Annotated in this window: 18 protein-coding genes; 7 read left to right on the forward strand and 11 right to left on the reverse strand. The window is 71.5% G+C overall.

Annotation, left to right across the window (positions count from 1 at the left end):
* Positions 1-37 precede the first annotated feature (37 nt).
* Positions 38-979 (reverse strand): NADP-dependent oxidoreductase, encoded by a 942-nt coding sequence (locus tag ACTWPV_RS12105; RefSeq protein ID WP_443151806.1) that lies wholly within the window; start codon positions 977-979, stop codon positions 38-40.
* 233 nt (positions 980-1,212) lie between these two features.
* On the opposite strand from ACTWPV_RS12105, the gene ACTWPV_RS12110 reads away from it, so the two are divergent.
* Positions 1,213-2,052, forward strand: a complete 840-nt coding sequence (locus tag ACTWPV_RS12110) for a deoxyribonuclease IV (protein ID WP_443151807.1) — start codon at positions 1,213-1,215, stop codon at positions 2,050-2,052.
* Between the two features lie 368 nt (positions 2,053-2,420).
* Here ACTWPV_RS12110 and ACTWPV_RS12115 read toward each other — a convergent pair whose 3' ends face one another.
* From ACTWPV_RS12115 to ACTWPV_RS12135, 5 genes are all read right to left on the reverse strand, one after another.
* Positions 2,421-3,962, reverse strand: coding sequence for a sodium:solute symporter family transporter (locus tag ACTWPV_RS12115; protein WP_443151808.1), 1,542 nt, complete (start codon positions 3,960-3,962; stop codon positions 2,421-2,423).
* Positions 3,959-4,258, reverse strand: coding sequence for a hypothetical protein (locus ACTWPV_RS12120; protein ID WP_347642667.1), 300 nt, complete (start codon positions 4,256-4,258; stop codon positions 3,959-3,961). Before ACTWPV_RS12120 ends, ACTWPV_RS12115 begins: the two co-directional genes overlap by 4 nt.
* 22 nt (positions 4,259-4,280) lie before the next feature.
* Complete coding sequence (locus ACTWPV_RS12125) at positions 4,281-5,021, reverse strand: LytR/AlgR family response regulator transcription factor (protein ID WP_443151809.1); 741 nt, start codon at positions 5,019-5,021, stop codon at positions 4,281-4,283.
* A 69-nt stretch (positions 5,022-5,090) separates the two neighbouring features.
* Complete coding sequence (locus ACTWPV_RS12130; RefSeq protein WP_443151810.1) at positions 5,091-6,290, reverse strand: sensor histidine kinase; 1,200 nt, start codon at positions 6,288-6,290, stop codon at positions 5,091-5,093.
* 65 nt (positions 6,291-6,355) lie between these two features.
* Positions 6,356-6,952: a molybdopterin-dependent oxidoreductase gene (locus ACTWPV_RS12135; RefSeq protein WP_347642664.1), complete on the reverse strand. Its 597-nt coding sequence runs from the start codon at positions 6,950-6,952 to the stop codon at positions 6,356-6,358.
* Positions 6,953-7,190: 238 nt separating this feature from the next.
* Here ACTWPV_RS12135 and aroF point away from each other — a divergent pair, with 238 nt between their 5' ends.
* Positions 7,191-8,222, forward strand: coding sequence for a 3-deoxy-7-phosphoheptulonate synthase (gene aroF / locus ACTWPV_RS12140; protein WP_443151811.1), 1,032 nt, complete (start codon positions 7,191-7,193; stop codon positions 8,220-8,222).
* Between the two features lie 121 nt (positions 8,223-8,343).
* On the opposite strand, the gene thiI is transcribed toward aroF, so the two are convergent.
* The 3 genes from thiI to macS all read right to left on the reverse strand — a co-directional run bounded on the left by thiI (position 8,344) and on the right by macS (position 11,430).
* The gene (thiI, locus tag ACTWPV_RS12145) at positions 8,344-9,540 is read right to left on the reverse strand and encodes a tRNA uracil 4-sulfurtransferase ThiI (protein WP_347642662.1); all 1,197 of its coding nucleotides are present in this window, start codon (positions 9,538-9,540) and stop codon (positions 8,344-8,346) included.
* A 61-nt stretch (positions 9,541-9,601) separates the two neighbouring features.
* Positions 9,602-10,243, reverse strand: a complete 642-nt coding sequence (locus tag ACTWPV_RS12150; protein WP_347642661.1) for a response regulator transcription factor — start codon at positions 10,241-10,243, stop codon at positions 9,602-9,604.
* 80 nt (positions 10,244-10,323) lie between these two features.
* Entirely contained in the window at positions 10,324-11,430 is a 1,107-nt protein-coding gene (macS, locus tag ACTWPV_RS12155) for a MacS family sensor histidine kinase (RefSeq protein WP_443151812.1), read from the reverse strand.
* A 112-nt stretch (positions 11,431-11,542) separates the two neighbouring features.
* Here macS and ACTWPV_RS12160 point away from each other — a divergent pair, with 112 nt between their 5' ends.
* Positions 11,543-12,559 (forward strand): MHYT domain-containing protein, encoded by a 1,017-nt coding sequence (locus tag ACTWPV_RS12160; RefSeq protein WP_443151813.1) that lies wholly within the window; start codon positions 11,543-11,545, stop codon positions 12,557-12,559.
* A gap of 60 nt (positions 12,560-12,619) precedes the next feature.
* On the forward strand, positions 12,620-13,435 hold the full coding sequence (locus tag ACTWPV_RS12165; protein WP_443151814.1) for an MHYT domain-containing protein: 816 nt from the start codon (positions 12,620-12,622) through the stop codon (positions 13,433-13,435).
* Between the two features lie 137 nt (positions 13,436-13,572).
* Here ACTWPV_RS12165 and ACTWPV_RS12170 read toward each other — a convergent pair whose 3' ends face one another.
* Positions 13,573-14,598: a 6-phosphofructokinase gene (locus ACTWPV_RS12170; protein WP_132514396.1), complete on the reverse strand. Its 1,026-nt coding sequence runs from the start codon at positions 14,596-14,598 to the stop codon at positions 13,573-13,575.
* Between the two features lie 566 nt (positions 14,599-15,164).
* Here ACTWPV_RS12170 and ACTWPV_RS12175 point away from each other — a divergent pair.
* Genes ACTWPV_RS12175 through ACTWPV_RS12185 form a run of 3 tightly spaced genes read left to right on the forward strand, consistent with a single transcriptional unit; the run spans position 15,165 to position 17,215 of the window.
* The gene (locus tag ACTWPV_RS12175; RefSeq protein WP_443151815.1) at positions 15,165-15,974 is read left to right on the forward strand and encodes a HesA/MoeB/ThiF family protein; all 810 of its coding nucleotides are present in this window, start codon (positions 15,165-15,167) and stop codon (positions 15,972-15,974) included.
* The gene (locus tag ACTWPV_RS12180; protein ID WP_443151816.1) at positions 15,971-16,858 is read left to right on the forward strand and encodes a hypothetical protein; all 888 of its coding nucleotides are present in this window, start codon (positions 15,971-15,973) and stop codon (positions 16,856-16,858) included. The genes ACTWPV_RS12175 and ACTWPV_RS12180 overlap by 4 nt, the downstream gene beginning before the upstream one ends.
* 33 nt (positions 16,859-16,891) lie before the next feature.
* Positions 16,892-17,215 carry a hypothetical protein gene (locus ACTWPV_RS12185; RefSeq protein ID WP_443151817.1) on the forward strand — a complete coding sequence of 108 codons (324 nt, stop codon included), beginning with the start codon at positions 16,892-16,894 and terminating at the stop codon, positions 17,213-17,215.
* On the opposite strand, the gene ACTWPV_RS12190 is transcribed toward ACTWPV_RS12185, so the two are convergent.
* The gene (locus ACTWPV_RS12190) at positions 17,208-18,110 is read right to left on the reverse strand and encodes a lactonase family protein (RefSeq protein ID WP_443151818.1); all 903 of its coding nucleotides are present in this window, start codon (positions 18,108-18,110) and stop codon (positions 17,208-17,210) included. The two genes, ACTWPV_RS12185 and ACTWPV_RS12190, sit on opposite strands and share 8 nt — an antisense overlap.
* Positions 18,111-18,174: the final 64 nt, after the last annotated feature.

The raw sequence follows: 18,174 nt of genomic DNA on the forward strand, positions 1-18,174 counted from the left end.
GGGACTTTTGTGTCATGCTCCAAGTCCCGGGCCAGGGTCAGATCGTGATCACGGTCTTGCCCCTGGCGTGGCCTGCGGCGATGTCGCGCAGCGCGGCCGGCGCCCGCTCCAGCGGCACCAGCGACTCGACCCGCACGCGCAGCTCGCCGCCGTCGATCAGCTCGGCCAGGCCCGTCAGGACCTCCGGGGTGACCCGGTTGATCACGTTGACGCCGCGCAGCCCTCTCGCGGCCAGGGCGTCAGGGTCGAGCGCGTGGACGACGCTGCAGATCACGCCGCCCGGGCGCAGTACGCCCGCCATGGCGTCGACGGCGCCGGCTGGGGTGGCCAGGTCGAACACCGCGTCGATCCCGTCGGGCCAGGCGGCGAGCACCTGTCCTGGCACGTCTCCCTTGGTGTGGTCGACCGTCTCGTTGGCGCCCAGGTCGCTCATGAGGTCCTCCGCGTCCGGCGCGGCGGTGGCGATGACGTACGCGCGGCGCAGGGCGGCGAGCTGGGCGGCCGCCTGGCCCACACCGCCCGTCGCCCCGACGATCAGCACGGTCTGGCCCTCGGCCAGTTCAGCCGTCTCGACCAGGGCGTACGCGGTCGCGCTCGCGGTGGGCACGGCCGCGGCCTGCTCGGGCAGCAGGCCCTTGGGCATGCGGGCGACGGGCCCGTCCTGGGCCACCACGCCGTACTCGGCGTAGCCGCCGAGGCCGCGGGCGGGGTCGCTGAAGCGGCCGTAGACCTCGTCACCGGGCCCGTACGCGGTGACCTCGGCCCCGACGGCCTCCACGACGCCGGCGGCGTCCTGCCCCATGATGAGCGGGAACCTGGGCGACAATCCTGTCATGGCGCCGCTCGCGATCTTCGTGTCGACCGGGTTGTAGGCCGCGGCCCGCAGGCGGACCAGCAGCTCGCCGGGTCCTGGCACGGGCTCTGGCAGCTCGACGAGCTCCGGCCGGGCTCCGAAGGCGGAAATGGCGATGGCACGCATGGGCTCTCCCCGTCTGGCCTGCGTTGGCGAACGAAAGAGGCGTTACCCGCCCGCGTGCCCGCCAAAGGGGACAGGCCAGCCTCTTGGAGCAACCTTTGTGCGGGCCACCTCATCCGGCCGCCTCACCGCGTCACCTCACCGGGTCATACGGGGCCGTCTCACGGGCCTGCTGACCAGACCGGCGCGGTGGCGTACGGGAAGTGTCCGCCACTGCGCCTACACTGTCGGTCATCATGACCCTGAAATCCCTGATCGGCGGACACGTGTCCGTGACGGGCGGCCTCGCGACGGGCGGCCTGAAATACATGGCGGAGATCGGCGCCGAGATGATCCAGGTGTTCGTCACCAACCCGCGAGGGTGGGCGCTCACCGAGGGCAAGCCCGAGCAGGACGCCCGGCTGGCGGAGTCGGGCGTCGACGCGTTCATCCACGTGCCCTATCTCGCCAACTTCGGCTCGCCCAGTCCCGAGACGCTGGCCAACTCCATCGCGATCGTGCGCCACACGCTGCGCCGCGGCGTGGCGACCGGCGCCAAGGGGGTCGTGGTGCACACGGGTTCGGCCGTGACGCAGCCCCGCGACGACGCGCTGCGCCAGACCCGCGAAAACCTGCTGCCGCTGCTCGACGAGATCCCCGACGGCGGGCCCGACCTGCTGCTCGAGCCGATGGCGGGCCAGGGCGCCATGCTGTGCGCCACGGTCCAGGACATCGAGCCCTACCTAGCGGCCCTCGACTGGCATCCGCGGGCCGGCATCTGCCTCGACACCTGCCACGCCTTCGCCGCCGGTCACGACCTGGCGGCCGAGGGCGGGGTGCGGGAGACGTTCGACGCCCTGCACACGATCGCTCCCGGGCGGCTCAAGCTGATCCACGCCAACGACTCGAAGGACGCCTGCGGCGCCAAGAAGGACCGCCACGAGAACATCGGGGCCGGCCTCATCGGCGCGCGGCCGTTCGCCGAGCTGATGCGGCACCCGGCGGTGGCGGGCGTGCCGATCTGCATCGAGACGCCGGGCAAGGCTCCCAAGCACGCCGAGGACATCGCCCTGCTCAAGCAGCTCCGCGACGGCTGAGCGCGCGTACACGGTCGACGCGGGCATGGAGCGCCCGCCGTGCGCGGTCGCGCGACCACCGGTGGCAGCCGGACACAACCGTAACGGGGCCACCGAACATGATGAGGGACGCCCGCTCGCGTGATCCGGAGCCCCCGTGGCCCGGATCGCGGGGCCGGTATTGCGGCCTCAGCGGGCGCCCCCTCACGGAACGGCGTGGCGGGCCCCACCCCCCGGTCAGGGCCCGGCCGCCGCGGCGACCTGCGCGGTCGCCGGTGAATCCGGCGCATCAGATCTGCTGTGAGCCTTGCGGCTTGTCCCCCCAACGCGCCGGGGTGGCTATCCGATGCCGAAACACTACGGTCGCGATCATGCGGGCGAAACCCCGTTTACGGACAGCTCGTCGAACGGTCTGTAGTCATCGCCATACGGAGAGTGCTAATGCGACGAGCGGTCACCGGGCTGCGATGAGCGGCAGTTGGGGGGCCCGCACCCGGCTCGGGCACGTGCATCCTGGCCATCATCCACCCCACCCCGCTCGGCACCCGGCCCGGCGTGACCAGGGACATCATGACCATGGCCGCGAACGCCACCGGCACCGCGACCAGCGCGGGATAGGACGCCGGCTCCCCCACGCGCACGCCTGCCTGCTCGCTGAGCACGAGCGCGGCGGTCACGCCCCCTCCCAGGGCGAACCCCGCCGCCACCCCCGCGTCCGTCAGCCGCCGCCACCAGATGCCGAGCACCAGCATCGGGCAGAACGTGGCTGCGGAGAGGGTGAAGCCGACCACCACCAGCGCCACCGATTCCCGCGGGGTGCTGGCCGCGGTCAGGGCGAGCGCCGCCAGCAGCACCGCGGTCACGGCGGCGCGGAAGGAACGGGCGCCCGCCGGCGGCACGCATGACGACACCGCGCCCCCGACGGCCACCAGCACGCCCACCATGGTCGCGAGGAGCGCCGCGAACGCCCCGGCCGCCAGCACCCCGGTGAGCACCTCTCCGGCGGCCCCGGGCAACATCCTGGCGGGCAGCAGGAGCACGATCTCGTCCGCCGCCGCGTCGCGCGCGTGCCGGTGCCCCAGCGCCCCGTACAACGGCGGGACGACGCCGAACACCGCCAGCATCACCTGGGCCGCCACGATCGACCGCCTGGCCGCGCGGGCGTCCCTGTTGGTGTAGACGCGGACGATCACATGCGGCAGCCCCATCGTGCCCAGCGCGCACGCCAGCAGCACCGCCAGCACCCCGGGCAGCGACGGGTCGCCGGCCCCCGCCAGCCCGGCCACCCCGGCCCGGTAGGAGCCCTCGAACAGGGTGATCGGCCGCGCGCCCGACATCCACCAGCAGATGACCCCCACGCCCAGGAAGACGACCAGCTTCAGCCAGAACTGCGAGGCCTGCAGGCTCGTCACGCTCCCCAGGCCGCCCGCGACCGCCACGCCCAGCGTCGCCGCCCCGACGGCCGCCCAGCCCAGCCACGGCGGCAGCCCGGTCAGCAGCCGCACCACGATCCCGGCGGCGTGCAGCTGGGCGACCATGAACGCCAGCCCGATGACCAGGAGGAAGCAGGTGGTGAACGGGCGCAGCCGGGCCGAGCGGAGCCGCCATCCGGCGAAGTCGGGGAGCGTGTACGTCCCCGAGCGGCGCAGCGGCGCCACGACCAGCGCCAGGATGACGACGAACCCGGCGGCGGCCCCGACCGGATACCACAACATCGGCCCGCCGTGGGTGGCGATGAGCCCCGCGGTGCCGAGACAGGCCGCCGCCGAGGTGACCTCGGAGGAGATCGCGGCACCGTTCCACCAGGGCGGCACCTCCCTGGCCGCCACGTGGAAGTCGGCCAGGCCGCTGGAGCGGCGCGGCCGCGCGGCGCCCACCATCACGCCCAGTACGACGACGAAGGCGATCCCGGTGAGCACCGCGACGGTCATTTCTCCAGCCGCTCCGCCCGTCTCAGCTGCACCACGGCCAGCCCCACCCAGGCGGCCTGGGCGGCCAGCGAGAGCGCCACCCAGACCTCGGGGGCGGGCACCCACATGGCGATGACGGGGACGCCCGCCAGCACCGCGGCGACGGCGGCCACCGTCAGCATGGCCTGCCGTAACTGGCGCCCCACGATGGCCGGCACGTCGGGCGGGACCTGCCTGCCGTGCTCGTCGACGCGCCGCCGGCCGCGCCCGAGGGCGACCGGCCGTCGCGAGACGACGACACGGCGCTCCGCCGTCACCGGACCACTCCTCCGCCGACCGTCACGAGATCACGCCCCTGTGCTGGCGTACGAGCTGTTCGCGGACCTGGCGGCTGTGCCGCCTGCTGACCTGCAGCGTCTCGGTGCCGACGGTGAGCGACACCCGCCCGCCCTCGAACCTGAGCTCGCTGACGTGCTTGGCCGACACCAGAGTGCTGCGGTGGATGCGGATGAACCCGGCCTCCGACCAGCGCCGTTCCAGCGCGGCCAGCGACATGCGCACGAGATAGCTGCCGTCGACGGTGTGCAGGCGCACGTAGTCGCCCTTGGCCTCGGCGAACCAGACGGCCTGCTGGGGCACGAAGCGGGTGCGCCCGCCCAGCTCGACGGGGATCACGTCGTCCTGGCCCGGCTCGGCGGCGGGCGAGGTGGCGGCCTCCAGCCTGCGCACGGCCTCGGCCAGCCGCTCGGCCCTGACCGGCTTCAGCAGGTAGTCGACCGCCTCCAGCTCGAACGCCTGCACCGCGCACTCCTCGTGGGCCGTCACGAAGACCAGCCGGGGCGGGCTGGGGAAGCCGCCGACGAGCCGGGCGAGGTCGAGCCCGTCGAGCCCGGGCATCCGGATGTCGAGGAAGACGCCGTCGAGCCGCTCGCCCGCGCCGATCATCTGCACCATGTCCTGGAGCGCGGTGACGCCGTCGGCCGCGGTCGTGACCTGCTCGATCCGGTCGTCCTGGCGCAACAAGTAGGCGAGCTCCTCCAGAGCCGGCACTTCGTCGTCGACGGCCAGAACTCTCAGCATGTCCACCACGCTGCCGTAGAAAAGCAGAGGCCACAAGGGGTAAGCCAGCTTAGTGTAATGAATTGACTACTATGAGCCAAGTTGTGTCTTCGGTACGCGCAACCGCACCTTGGTGCCGGCGCCCAGCGCGGTCTCCACGACGAGCCCGTAGCCGTCGCCGTAGATCTGGCGCATCCTGAGGTCCACGTTCGCCAGCCCGATGCCGCCGCCCTCGCGGCCGGGTTCGTCGTCGAGCATGCGCCGCGCGCACTCGGGATCCATCCCCGCGCCGTCGTCCTCGACGGTGATGTGCGCCTCGGGGCCCGCGTCGCGCACCACGACCCGCACCTCCCCCGCGGCGCCGCCGTCGCCCCGCATGCCGTGCTTGATGGCGTTCTCCACCAGCGGCTGCAGGCACAGGAACGGCACGGGCACCGGCAGCACCTCCGGAGCCACCTGCACGGTGAAGCGCAGCTTGTCGCCGAAGCGGGCGCGCTCCAGCAGCAGGTAGCGGTCGACGCAGGTCAGCTCGTCGGCGAGGGTGGTGAAGTCGTTGGCCCTGCGCAGGGCGTAGCGGGCGAAGTCGGCGAAGTCGAGCAGGAGCTCGCGGGCGCGCCTGGGGTTCGTCCGGACGAACGAGGCGATCGTGGTGAGCGCGTTGTAGATGAAGTGCGGCGAGATCTGGGCGCGCAGCGCGCGCATCTCGGCCTCCAGCGCGCGCTGCCGCGAGGCGTCCAGGTCGGCCAGCTCCAGCTGGCCGGAGACCCAGCGGCCGACCTCGGTGACGGTGCGCACGAGCGCGGCGCTGACCTCGTCGTCGTGGGCAGCCAGCGTGCCCACGACCGCGCCGTCCACGGTCAGCGGCACCACCACCGCCGCGTACGGCTCGCCGGGGAACACCTGGGCCCGGCCGGCGGCCAGCGTGGCGCGGGCGTGGGCGAGCACGTCCCCTTCGCGCGGCCCTTCGCGCGGCCCTTCGCGCGGCCCTTCGCGCGGCCCTTCGCGCGGCGCGTCCGCCGGGCCGTCCCAGGCCAGCACCGCCTCGGCCGAGGTGATCGCGACGGCGTGGGTGCCGAGCAGCGTGCGCAGGTGCCGGACGGCCTTGCGGGCGGAGTCGCGGCCGAGCCCCGCGCGCAGGGCGGGGGCGGCGAGCGCGGCGATGTGCAACGTGGTGAACGTCGCCTCGTCCGACCTGCGGCCCTGCGGCAGCGCGTCACGGCACGGCCGCGTCCTGGCCAGCCCGTAACCGGCGGCGAAGGCCAGCAGGAACAGCGCCACGCCAGTCAGCATGCGGGCCACCGTAGCCAACAACGCGCCGTGTCCGGGGCGAAACCCGCAGTGAGACCGCTCTTGCGCTACGGCGGGCCCTCGCCGGGTTCTTCCTGGTAGGAGTAGCGCTGTTCGCGCCAGGGGTCGGCGAGGTTGTGGTAGCCGCGCTCCTCCCAGAAGCCCCGGCGATCCTCGAGGAGATATTCGATGCCGCGCACCCATTTGACGCTCTTCCACGCGTAGAGGTGGGGCACCACGATCCGCACCGGGTGGCCGCGGTCAGGGCTGAGCGGTTTCTCGTCGAGCTCCATGGCGAACAGCGTGCCGGGGGCGGTGAAGTCGGACATCCGCAGGTTGGCGCTGTAGCCGTACTCGGCCCAGATCATCACGTGGCGCACGCCGGGGTCGGGCGGGAATGCGCCGATGATGGTGGCGGGGGCGACGCCGCGCCACTCGTTGGCCATGAGCGAGAACTTGGTGACGCAGTGGAAGTCGGCGAGCCGGGTCGTGCGGGGCAGCCGCTCGAACTCCTCCCAGGTGTAACAGTGCTCCTCGCCGGTGGCAGTGGCCCCGAACACGCGGAAGTCCCAGCTCTCGGGCTTGAACGTGGGGACCCTGCCGTAGTGGATCACGGGTCTGCCGCGCGGGACGTACTGGCCTGGAGGCAGGCGCGACTCCTCCACGATCACTCCCCTCGCCGGTCTCGCGTCTTGGGCCATCCTGCCATCGGGCCGCCGATGGCACGCGGCCGGGTGCGGTGCGCTACGATTGGGGTCTATGCGCACAGCGTTCTGGTTTTGGTATGGCGACGGACCCGAGTCCGTTCGCCATCTGACGCTGCGCTAGCAGACAGGCGAACGAAAGGCCCCGGGTCCACGTGGACCCGGGGCCTTTCGTGTTTTCAGGCAGAAGGAGAAGCAGATGGTGATCGTGATGGGCCCGGAGGCCACGCCGGACGATCTCACGTCGATCGTGTCGGTCGTCGAGGCGGCCGGGGTGGAGGCTTTCATCAGCAAGGGGGTGCGCCGCACCATCGTCGGCCTGGTCGGCGACGTCACCCAGCTCGACGCGGCCGGCCTGCGCGGCATGCCGGGGGTGCGCGACGTGATGCGCGTGACCACGCCGTACAAGCTGGTCAGCAGGGAGAACCATCCGGAACGCTCCACGGTCCACGTGGGCGGCGTGCCGATCGGCCCCGACACCGTGACGCTGATCGCGGGGCCGTGCGCGGTGGAGACGCGCCAGCAGACGCTGGACGCGGCCAGGATGGCGCAGTCGGCGGGAGCGGTGCTGCTGCGGGGCGGGGCGTTCAAGCCGCGCACGTCGCCGTACGCGTTCCAGGGGCTGGGCGAGGCCGGCCTGCGCATCCTGGCCGACGTGCGCGAGGAGACCGGGCTGCCGATCGTGACGGAGGTCGTGGACGCCCAGGACGTCGAGCTGGTGGCGTCGTACGCCGACATGTTGCAGGTCGGCACCCGCAACGCGCAGAACTTCGCGCTGCTGCGGGCGGTCGGCGCGGCCGGGCGGCCGGTGATGCTCAAGCGCGGCATGAACGCCACGATCGAGGAGTGGCTGATGGCCGCCGAGTACATCGCGCAGCGCGGCAACCTGGACATCGTGCTGTGCGAGCGGGGCATCAGGACGTTCGAGACGGCGACGCGCAACACGCTCGACGTCTCCGCGGTCCCGGTGGCGCAGCGGCTGTCGCACCTGCCGGTGATCATCGACCCGTCGCACTCCGGCGGCCGGCGTGACCTGGTGTTGCCGCTGACCCGCGCGGCCATCGCGGTGGGCGCCGACGGCGTGATCATCGACGTGCACCCGCAGCCCGAGCAGGCGCTCTGCGACGGCCCGCAGGCGCTCGTCGACACCGACCTGGGTGAGCTGGCCCAGGTCATGACGGACTTCCCCGCGCTGCTCGGCAAGTCGACCGCGGCCGCGGTCGCCGCCTGACCCGGCCCTTCATCCTCTGCCCGGGCTCCTGTCGTTCGCCGTCCCGGTCGTCCCGGTGACGACCGCCCTGATCCGCCCGCCGGCCGAGGGGTGGATCAGGGCGCCGGCCGTGCAGGACCGCCTAGAGCGTGTACTCCTGGATCGAGTCGGCCAGTTGCACGCACAGCTCCTCGGCGTCGAGCCGCTTCTCGATCTGCTTCAGGTCGTCGATCTTGGCCCGCGTCTCGGCGCGCTTGGGCGCCAGCAGGGAGCAGCAGTCCTCGTCGGGCAGCTCCGAGATCTCCAGCGTGCCGATGCGCCGGGCCTCGGCCATGATCTCGGTCTTGTCCCAGCCCACCAGCGGCCGCAGGATCGGCAGCTCGACCGCGTTGTCCTGAGCCGTGATGTTGGTCAGGGTCTGCGAGGAGACCTGCCCGAGCGCGTCACCGGTGATCAGCGCGGCGGCGCGGATGCGGTGGGCGACCTCTTCGGCCGTCTTGAGCATGAGCCGCCGCTGGGCGATCACGGCCAGGCGGTCCTGGCCGGAGGTGCGGATCGACTGCTGCGCCTTGCCGAACGGCACCACCCACAACCGCGAGCCGCCCTGGAACCTGTCGAGCTTCCGCACCAGCGCGTACGCCTTGTAGATCGACTCGGAGGTGGTGAACGGGATGCCCGAGAAGTGCAGGAAGTCGACGTGCAGGCCGCGCCGCATCATCCGGTAAGCGGCCACCGGCGAGTCGATGCCGCCCGACATCAGCACCAGCGCCCGTCCGCTGCTGCCGACCGGCAGGCCGCCCTGGCCGGGGATGCCGTCGGTGAAGACGAACACCTCGTCCCTGTCGACCTCGATGAACACCGTCAGCTCGGGGTTCTTCAGGTCGACGGGCAGGCGGTATTCGTCGTTGATCGCGCCGCCCACCATGCGGTCGAGTTCGTTGGAGCGCAGCGGGAAACGTTTGTCGCGGCGGCGCGAGCGGACCGCGAAGCGGGCGCCGCGCTTTGCTTCCTCGCTCTCCCCGACGAGCTCGAGACCGGCCTTCAGCACCGTTTCCGGGTCTTTCTCGACCCTCCAGGCCCGGTGGATCCACACCAGCCCCGGCACGTCGGCGACCCGCTCGGCCACGGCTCCGGCCTGCTCCGCGGTGGCGCCCTGGGGGAGGAAGATCGCGATCACGCCGTGCCGTCTGCGCACGTCGACCTTGATCCCGAGCGGCTGGAGCGCGTCGCGGATGTTACCGATCAGGCGGCGTTCGAACAGCTCGCGGTTCTTGCCCTTGAGGACGATCTCGCCCAGCTTGAGCAGCACGCACGGCTCGCCCAGGGCAGACATCGTCATGGTGGAACCTCCGGGAAATGGGGAAAAGGCGTGTTGGTGCCAACGTCGCGCGCCCCCGAGTTTAGTCCGCGTCGAGGCCCTGCTCGATCGCATATCGCACCAGCTCCACCCTGTTGTGCAGCTGGAGCTTGCCGAGGGTGTTCTGGACGTGGTTCTGCACGGTGCGGTGCGAGACCACCAGCCGCTCGGCGATCTGTTTGTACGACAACCCCTTGGCGACCAGCCGGAGCACCTGCGTCTCGCGCTCGGTGAGGCGCGGGCCCTCGGCGGGCGCGGGCTGCGCGGCCAGCCGCCGGTATTCGCCCAGCAGGAGCCCGGCCAGCCCGGGGGTGAACACGGCGTCGCCCTCGGCTGTCCTGCGTACGGCGTCGAGGAACTCCTCCCGGCTCGCCGATTTCACCAAATATCCGGACGCGCCCGCCTTGATGGCCTCCAGCACGTCCTCCTGCTCGGCGCTGGCCGACAACACCAGCACGCGCGGCGGCGCCTCCAGCCCGGACAACCCGGCGGCCACCTCGTGGCCCGGCATGTCGGGCAGCCGCAGATCGAGCACCACGAGGTCGGGCCGGACCGCGCCGGCCACCCTGACCGCCTGCCGCCCCTCACCCACGGTGGCCACGACGTCGTAGCCGGCCTCGGCCAGATCTCTCGAGATCCCGTCACGCCACATGGGATGGTCGTCCACCACCATGACCCGCACCATGCCCGCAACTCTAACGCCGGCCGCGCCCCGCGCTCCGGCCTCGGCGGAGCAGGGCCACGATCAGCGTCGCGGGGGCGGGGTCACGCGGGGAGGCTGATCTCGACCTCGGTGCCCTGCCCGGGGACGCTGACGATCAAGACGTCACCGCCCAGGTCGGCCACCCGGCCGCGGATGGAGCGGGCGACCCCCATGCGCCCCTCGGCCAACGCCTCGTCCAGCCGCCCTTCCGGGATGCCCGGCCCGTCGTCCCGCACGCTGACCGTCACGGTGCCCTCGCCCGGCTCCGCCAGCACCCAGGCGCGCGCCGACGGCCCGCAGTGCGCCCTGACGTTGTCCAGGGCCGCCCCGACGGCGGCCACCGCCTGCTCCGCCACCGGCGCCGGCAGGACCAGCGGCGTGGCGGGGGTGGAGACCGTCACCTGGGACGAGGCGTGCCGCAGCAGGAGGGTGCGCAGGTCGGCGGAGCCCGGCTCGCCGGCCTCGCCGGGGCGGTCGGCGACGAGGCGGCGTAAGGCGGACTCCTGCTCACCGGCGAGGCGGCCGAGCTCGGCCGCCTCGCCGCCGAGCCGCTGCCCGCGCCGGTGCACCAGGGCGAGCACCTGGAGGACCGAGTCGTGGATGTCGCGGGCCAGGCGGTCGCGCTCGCGCTGGGCGGCCTCCATCTCGACGGCCCGCTGCATGCGCTCCTCGGCCTGCTTGGCGAGCCTGGCCACGTGGCCGACCACGACGCCCGACAGGAAGAGCAGGACCGCGCCGTTGATCAGGATGGGCACATCGGGGGCGCGCACGCGCAGCCACAGGTCGCCCGCCGCCATGGCGAGCGCCGCCACCGCTCCCGCGCGCCGGCCGCCGTGCACGGCCCAGGCGAGCACGGGCCCGGCGACCCAGGTCGCGGGGACGGGCGTCGTGCCCGCCTCGCCCTGCTCGGCGCCCTGGACGTACGGCGAGGCCAGCAGGCAGGCCAGCACCACGAGCAGGTCGGTCACGAGCAACGGCCACCGGCGCAGCGCGGCGGCGGAGTAGGCGAGCGTCGTCCCCGCGGTCCAGAGCACCATCACGCCGATCACCAGCCAGCCGAGGACCGGCTGCTCGTAGCCGCGGTGCTGGGCCATCAGGACGATCGCGTACACCACGGACGCGACGCGGAAGACGGCGATCGCCCGCCAGAACGGCCCCTCGATAGCCATGAGCCTTTCTCATATTTCCGACATAACAAGTTGACAGATAGTTGCAATATCCATGCGTAAGGGACATTCCCGATGGCAGAATCGGGGACCCCTAATGCAAGGAACGCGATAGATGACCGCTGTGAATCATTTCACCTATGGGCCGCTCACGCCGCTGCTGGCCTACGTGATGTCGTGCATCGGGTCAATGCTCGGCCTGCGTCTCACCGCGCAGGCCCACGCTTCGCGCGGGGGTTCCAAGGTGCGGTGGCTGCTCGGCGCGGCCATCTCCATCGGCGGCACGGGCGTCTGGGTCATGCACTTCATCGGCATGATGGGCTTCCAGGTGGAGGGCACCCAGATCAAGTACGACGTGTGGCTCACCGCGGCCTCCGCGGCCGTCGCCATCATCGTCGTGGGCACCGGCCTGTTCCTCGTCTCCTACGGCCGCGGCCGCCTCCTGGCCCTGCTCGGCGGCGGCCTGCTGACGGGGCTCGGGGTGGCCTCCATGCACTACCTGGGCATGTACGCGATGAACATGTCCGCCCAGGTCTCCTACGACCGCGTCACCGTGGCGATCTCCGTGGTCATCGCCGTGGTGGCCGCGACGGCGGCGCTGTGGTTCACCCTCCGCGTCAGGAAGCCCATCTGGATCACCGGCGCCGCCCTGGTCATGGGCGTGGCCGTGTCCGGCATGCACTACACCGGCATGTACGCGATGCACGTCACGGTCGATTCGGAGCCCGGCGTGATCGCCGGCGCCGACGCGCTCGACTTCCTCGTGCCCCTCATGACCGTGATCAGCCTGATCACCCTGACCATGCTCCTCATGGTGATCCTCTCTCCGTCGGAGGAGGAACTGCACGAGGACGCGGAGCTCCTCGCCAAGCTGGAGCTGCGCCGGCGCACCGCGCAGCAACAGCAGCAGCAGCTCGCCTATCCCTCGCCCGGTGTGGCGCCCGCGCCGATGCCGATGGCGGCTCCCACGCCCCAGGCTCCCTTCTCCCAGACTCCCTTCCCCCAGGGGTCCTATCCCCAGGCGCCCGCCCCGCAGGCCGATCCTTCGTCCATGCCGGCGCCCGGCGGCCAGGCCCAGGCTCCGCGCAGGCAGCCGTCGCGCAGGCAGCCATCGCGCTCGCGCAGAAGGTAGTTGCGCGGCCGACGATCACCCGCCCATACTCCCTTATCAGTACGCGAGGGATGGGTGGGTATGTCGTTGGTCGATCATTTCTCTTTCGGGCTCGTGACGCCCGTCGCCGCCTACGCCGTCTCCAGCATGGGTTCGATGCTGGGCCTGCTCCTGACCTCGCGGGCCCGTGTGGTCGGCGGGCGCGCCGGCGCGTTCTGGCTGGTGGGAGCCGCCCTCGCCATCGGCGGCACGGGCATCTGGACGATGCACTTCATCGCCATGCTCGGCTTCTCCATCCCCGGCATGGCCATCCGCTACGACGTGCCGCTCACGGTCACCTCCGCGCTCATCGCGGTCGTGGTCGTGGGGGTGGGGCTGTTCCTCGCCGCGTACGGCGCCGATCGCCTGAGCTCCCTGCTCGGCGGCGGTCTGCTGACCGGAGCCGGCGTGGCGAGCATGCACTATCTCGGCATGGCCGCGATGAACATGTCAGCACATGTCTCCTATGACCCGGTGATCGTCTCGGTCTCGGTGCTGATCGCGATCGCGGCGGCCACGGCGGCGCTGTGGTTCACCGTACGGGTCAGCGGCGCGCTCAAGATCGGCGCCGCGGCGCTCGTCATGGGCGTGGCGGTCGCGGGCATGCACTACACCGGGATGTACTCCATGACGGTGACGCCGCACCACGAGGTGGGGGCTGTGCCCGGCGCCCAGGGCGTCGACTTCCTGCTGCCGCTGATCGTCGGCACCAGCGTGATCACCGTCGGCCTGCTGCTCGCGGCCCTGCTGTCGCCGTCGGAGAAGGAACTGCGCAACGAGGCGGCCTACCGGGAACGGCTGCGCGCGCACGACGAGGGCGCGCCGGAGATGGATCTCTCCGCCGCGCCCCGCCGATGATCTATGTCATGGGTACGGCCCGCGTCGCACAGGTGGGCCGCCAACTCGCTGCGGCGCAAGCCGTACCCCTTAGGGGGTTGTAGCGGTAACCCCGCTGACGCAGAAGCTACGGCCGCCCGCTTGCAGCCCGCTTACAGTCAGCCGAAGAACACCTCCGCCTCCGCGTAGCGCGAGACGGGCACGGTCTTCAGCTCGGCCGTGGCCTCGTCGAGCCCGACGCGGACGATGTCGGTGCCGCGCAGCGCGACCATCTTGCCGTAGTCGCCCTCGTGGGCCGCGTCGATGGCCTGCAGCCCGAACCTGGTGGCCAGCACCCGGTCGTAGGCCGTCGGGGTGCCACCGCGCTGGATGTGACCGAGCACCGTCGTGCGGGCCTCCTTGCCGGTGCGCTTCTCGATCTCCTTGGCCAGCACCTCGCCGATGCCGCCAAGCCGGACGTGGCCGAACGCGTCGAGCTCGCCCGCCTGCAGCTCCATCTGGCCCTCGACGGGGTGGGCGCCCTCGGCGACGACGATGATCGGCGAGTAGCGGGTGCGGAACCGCGACTCCACGTATTCGCAGACCCGGTCGATGTCGAACGGCTTCTCCGGGATGAGGATGACGTTCGCGCCGCCGGCCATGCCCGCGTGCAGGGCGATCCAGCCGGCGTGCCGGCCCATGACCTCGCAGATGAGCGCCCTGTGGTGGGACTCGGCGGTGGTGTGCAGGCGGTCGATGGCCTCCGTCGCGATGTTGACGGCGGTGTCGAAGCCGAAGGTGTAGTCGGTGCCCGACAGGTCGTTGTCGATCGTCTTGGGCACGCCCACGACCTTGACGTCGCGGTCGTAGAGTTGCTTGGCGACGCCCAGGGTGTCCTCGCCGCCGATGGCGATCAGCGCGTCGACGCCGGTCGAGGCGAGGTTGTCCTTGATCCGGTCGACGCCGCCCTCGATCTTGATCGGGTTGGTGCGCGAGGAGCCGAGAATGGTCCCTCCGCGCGGCAGGATGCCGCGCACGGCCTGGATGTCGAGCGGCATCGTGTCGCCTTCGAGCGGGCCGCGCCAGCCGTCACGGAAGCCGACGAACTCGTGGCCGTACACGCTCACCCCCTTGCGGACCACTGCCCGGATCACGGCGTTCAGGCCGGGGCAGTCGCCGCCCCCGGTGAGCACTCCAATACGCATGGCGGGTTCCTCCCGATGGGGTTCACGTCCAGAATCATATGGTCAGAATCACATGTTCAGACCACGTTCAGACCGCATTCTGCCGGTCGGGCGGGCAGTGGTCTAGACCAAACGCCAGGTCCGCCGGCCCGAACTGACGACGATGCCATTCTGCCGGAGTCGCGGTGGCCGGCGCGCACCCCGCGGCGCGCGGCGTACCGGTCCGCGTGTCCCGCCGCGACGGCGCCCGCACCTCGCGAAGGAGCGATCGAGGACCAGGCGAGGACGGACGCCCCTACCGTCTCACTGATTCGCGTGACGTGCGGATGCGCCGGGGCGGCTGTGAGCGCTCCGGCGCAGCGCACCGTACGGCAGAGGAAGGAGCCGTCATGGACGAGACCGCCCAGATCGAGACCGACAGCCCGGTTGAGGAGAAGAAGAAGGTCACTCTCACGATCCGGCGCCTGGAGAGGATCGAGACCACCACCGAGCGATCCATGGACGCCTGATCTGTGACGTCCTGGCCGGCCTGGCCGCGCCTGGCCGCGCCTGGCCGGCCGCTCCGTGCAACGACCTGGAAGGCAGGCATGCGACTCCCGCAGATCAAGCGCGTTCACCGGCCCATGGCCATGCCCGGCGGCCGCATCGTCATCGGCCTGATGCAACAGGGCGTCTCTGCCGAGATCCAGGATGACGCGGACGGCGCCATCGCCCTGCTGATCACCTTGATGGACGGGACCCGGACCGTCGATGAGATCTGCGCCGCCTTCACAGCCGCCCATGGCGAAGCGGACGAGGACAGCATCCGTGGCGTCATCGGCGAGCTGATCGCCGGCGGCTTCGTCGAGGACGCGGGCGCGCCGGTCCCCGGCAACCTGACCGCGCGCGAGGCCGAGCGTTACGGGCCGCAGAAGAACCTGTTCACGTGGGTCGACCCCACGCCGCGCAGCTCGCCGTACGAGGTTCAGTCGAGGATCAAAGACGCCAGGGTGAGCCTGCTCGGCCTCGGCGGGACCGGCACGGCCGTGGCGGCCGGGCTCGTCTCCAGCGGAATCGGGGCGCTGAACGTCGCCGACTTCGACGTCGTGGAGGAGCCGAACCTCACCCGGCAGCTTCTCTACACGGAGGCCGACATCGGCCGCCCCAAGGTCGACGCCGCCGTGCACCGGCTGCGCTCGATGAACAGCCTCGTCGAGGTGACGGGCAACACGATCAAGGCGGACGGCGCGGACGACATCGCCTCCCTGATCGAGGGCTCCGTCTACCGTCTCGGCGGCCTCCCCACCCAGGCACGGGGGCGGATCTTCCACTGGAACTTCGCCATGTGGGACCACTACTACTTCGTGGACGTCCCGCGCTACGACGACTGCCCGGCCTGCGGGGTTCAGGCTTCGTGAGCGCCGTCACCGCGGAGAGCAGGGTCGCCTTTCACCGGCTGATCGTCCGCACGCACGACGACGATCCGGAGATCGCGGTGGTCGGCAGGCCCGAGATCGGGGAGTTCGTCGAGCTGCCCGCCGTGTACGGTGCGGCGATCACCCTCATGGCCGCGGACCTGTCCGTCGGAGCCGTACGGCGGCGGATGGCCGAAGTCCACCATGTGGAGATCGACCTCGCGGAACTCGTGGAGGCTCTCAGCGCGCTCGGGTTCATCGCCTCCATCGAAGGGGATCCGCTGCCCGACCCTGCCGCGGACGTGCCCCCGAGCCATTTCCACCGGCTGACCGCGCGGCATGTCGCCTGGCTCTTCAGCCCGCCGGTGAAGGCGCTCTGGCTCGTCGTCGTGGCCGCGGCCCTGCTCACCCTCGCCACGCGCGACGAGCTGGTGCCGGTCTACGCCCACTTCTTCTGGTCCGACTATGTCGGCCTCACGGTTCTGGTCAACACGGTAATGATGTCGGCCTCCATCTCGGTGCACGAGCTGATGCACCTCGCCGCCGCGCGCTCCCTCGGGGCGCGGGGACGCATCGGCTTCGGGACCCGTCTGCACAACCTCGTCGTGCAGACGGACGTCACCGGCGTGTGGGGGCTCCCCAGGCGCTCGCGCTACCGCGTCTACCTGGCCGGGCTGGCGTGGGACGTCTTCGTGATCGCGTCCGTGATCCTGGTGGCCGCCCATGCCCCGCTGCCCGAGGTCGTACGGGCTGTCCTTCAGGCGCTCGCCCTCACCGTCCTCATGGCGATCCCCTTCCAGCTGCAGGTCTACATGCGCACCGACCTCTGCTACGTGCTGTGTGAGCTGCTGCGGACCCGGAACCTCTTCGGCGACGGGATCGCCTAGGCGAGATACCTCAGAACGCGCATCCTGGACACGTTGCGGCGCCGTCCGCCCTCCGTCACGGATCCGACGGCCGGTCTCGCTCCCCACGCGCGCCGGGCCACGCGCGTCTACTCCCTCTTCCTGGTGGGCGGAGCGACCGTCGCGCTGACCGCGTTCGGGTTGTTCACCGCACCCATCGTGATCGGCACGCTGCTGCGAGCGCTGGAGGGCCTCACCGGAGGGTCCGCCCTCGCGGCGCTCGACTCCGGGCTCCTGCTCCTCGTCGAGGGCGGCATCCAGATCCTCTTCATCGTGACCTTCGTTCGCAGCCATCCCCGCCTGCTCCGCAGGGCACAACCCGGTCGGCCCCTCACGTGATCAGCACGCAGGCCGGGCTCTCCACGTCGTACACCTGCCCGGTCGGCTCGGGGACGCCGTCCTTCAGCGCGAAGACGTTCACGGTGCCGGAGCGCTGGTTGGCCACGTACATGCGGTCACCGTCGATGGCGAAGTGCCGCGGCCAGTCGCCGCCCGACGGCACCTCGGCCACCACCGACAGGTCGTCCCGCAACACCGAGATCGTGTTGGGGCCGCGGTTGGCGACGTAGACCAGGCCGCCGGCGAGCTCCAGGTGCGAGGGGGCGTTCTCGCCCGCCTGCCCGGAGGCGGGCACGGAGGTGCGCCGCTCGCCCTCGACGAGGGTGACGGTGCCGCCGAGCTCGCCCGCGACGTACAGGCGTGAGCCCGTGAAGGCGAAGTGGCGCGGACCGGTGCCCGGTCCCATCGTGATCGGCTCCAGCGGCGTTCCGTCGGGGCGGTAGCGGCGGATCTCGTCGGTGCCGAGGTCGGAGACGTGCAGGAGGCCGTCGTGGAAGACGGCCTCGTGGGCGTGCGGGCCCGCCTGGCGATCAGGGTCGGGGCCCGAGCCCTCGTGCCGCAGCACGATCGGCTCGCCCTCGAACGCGCCCCTGGAGTCGAGGTGGTAGACGACGGCCGTGCCGTCGCCGTAGTTGGCCGCCGCCAGGAGCCTGCCCGTGGGATCCACGGCGACGTGGCAGGGACTGTCTCCCTCGCTCGGCCGCTCGTCGAGCGGGCTGAGGCCCTCCTCCCCCACGGTGTACGCGGTGAGCCAGCCGCGTTCGAGCTCTCCCACGGCGTACAGCACCGGCAGGGTGGGATGGGCGGCCAGGAACGACGGGGCCGCCACCCTGGTCAGGTCGCCGCCGGTCGTCACGATGCCCGGGCCGTATCCGCCTATGTACACGTGCTTCACGGTGGGTATCCTCCTGTGATTGACTATGGCAATGAGTTCGTTGCCAGAAGCAAGAGTTTCTGAG

Origin of the sequence: Nonomuraea sp. KM88 (assembly GCF_052245635.1) — a bacterium.
Lineage (GTDB): Bacteria > Actinomycetota > Actinomycetes > Streptosporangiales > Streptosporangiaceae > Nonomuraea.

What these genes read in the sequence shown, in the direction of transcription:
- ACTWPV_RS12110 (WP_443151807.1), top strand. Translation starts at nt 1,213, where the DNA reads ATGACCCTGAAATCCCTGATCGGCGGACACGTGTCCGTGACGGGCGGC.
- ACTWPV_RS12165 (WP_443151814.1), top strand. Translation starts at nt 12,620, where the DNA reads ATGTCGTTGGTCGATCATTTCTCTTTCGGGCTCGTGACGCCCGTCGCC.
- ACTWPV_RS12115 (WP_443151808.1), bottom strand. Translation starts at nt 3,962, where the DNA reads ATGACCGTCGCGGTGCTCACCGGGATCGCCTTCGTCGTCGTACTGGGC.
- ACTWPV_RS12175 (WP_443151815.1), top strand. Translation starts at nt 15,165, where the DNA reads ATGCGACTCCCGCAGATCAAGCGCGTTCACCGGCCCATGGCCATGCCC.
- macS (WP_443151812.1), bottom strand. Translation starts at nt 11,430, where the DNA reads ATGGCTATCGAGGGGCCGTTCTGGCGGGCGATCGCCGTCTTCCGCGTC.
- ACTWPV_RS12160 (WP_443151813.1), top strand. Translation starts at nt 11,543, where the DNA reads ATGACCGCTGTGAATCATTTCACCTATGGGCCGCTCACGCCGCTGCTG.
- ACTWPV_RS12150 (WP_347642661.1), bottom strand. Translation starts at nt 10,243, where the DNA reads ATGGTGCGGGTCATGGTGGTGGACGACCATCCCATGTGGCGTGACGGG.
- ACTWPV_RS12170 (WP_132514396.1), bottom strand. Translation starts at nt 14,598, where the DNA reads ATGCGTATTGGAGTGCTCACCGGGGGCGGCGACTGCCCCGGCCTGAAC.
- ACTWPV_RS12130 (WP_443151810.1), bottom strand. Translation starts at nt 6,290, where the DNA reads ATGCTGACTGGCGTGGCGCTGTTCCTGCTGGCCTTCGCCGCCGGTTAC.
- thiI (WP_347642662.1), bottom strand. Translation starts at nt 9,540, where the DNA reads ATGACGATGTCTGCCCTGGGCGAGCCGTGCGTGCTGCTCAAGCTGGGC.
- aroF (WP_443151811.1), top strand. Translation starts at nt 7,191, where the DNA reads ATGGTGATCGTGATGGGCCCGGAGGCCACGCCGGACGATCTCACGTCG.
- ACTWPV_RS12105 (WP_443151806.1), bottom strand. Translation starts at nt 979, where the DNA reads ATGCGTGCCATCGCCATTTCCGCCTTCGGAGCCCGGCCGGAGCTCGTC.
- ACTWPV_RS12125 (WP_443151809.1), bottom strand. Translation starts at nt 5,021, where the DNA reads ATGCTGAGAGTTCTGGCCGTCGACGACGAAGTGCCGGCTCTGGAGGAG.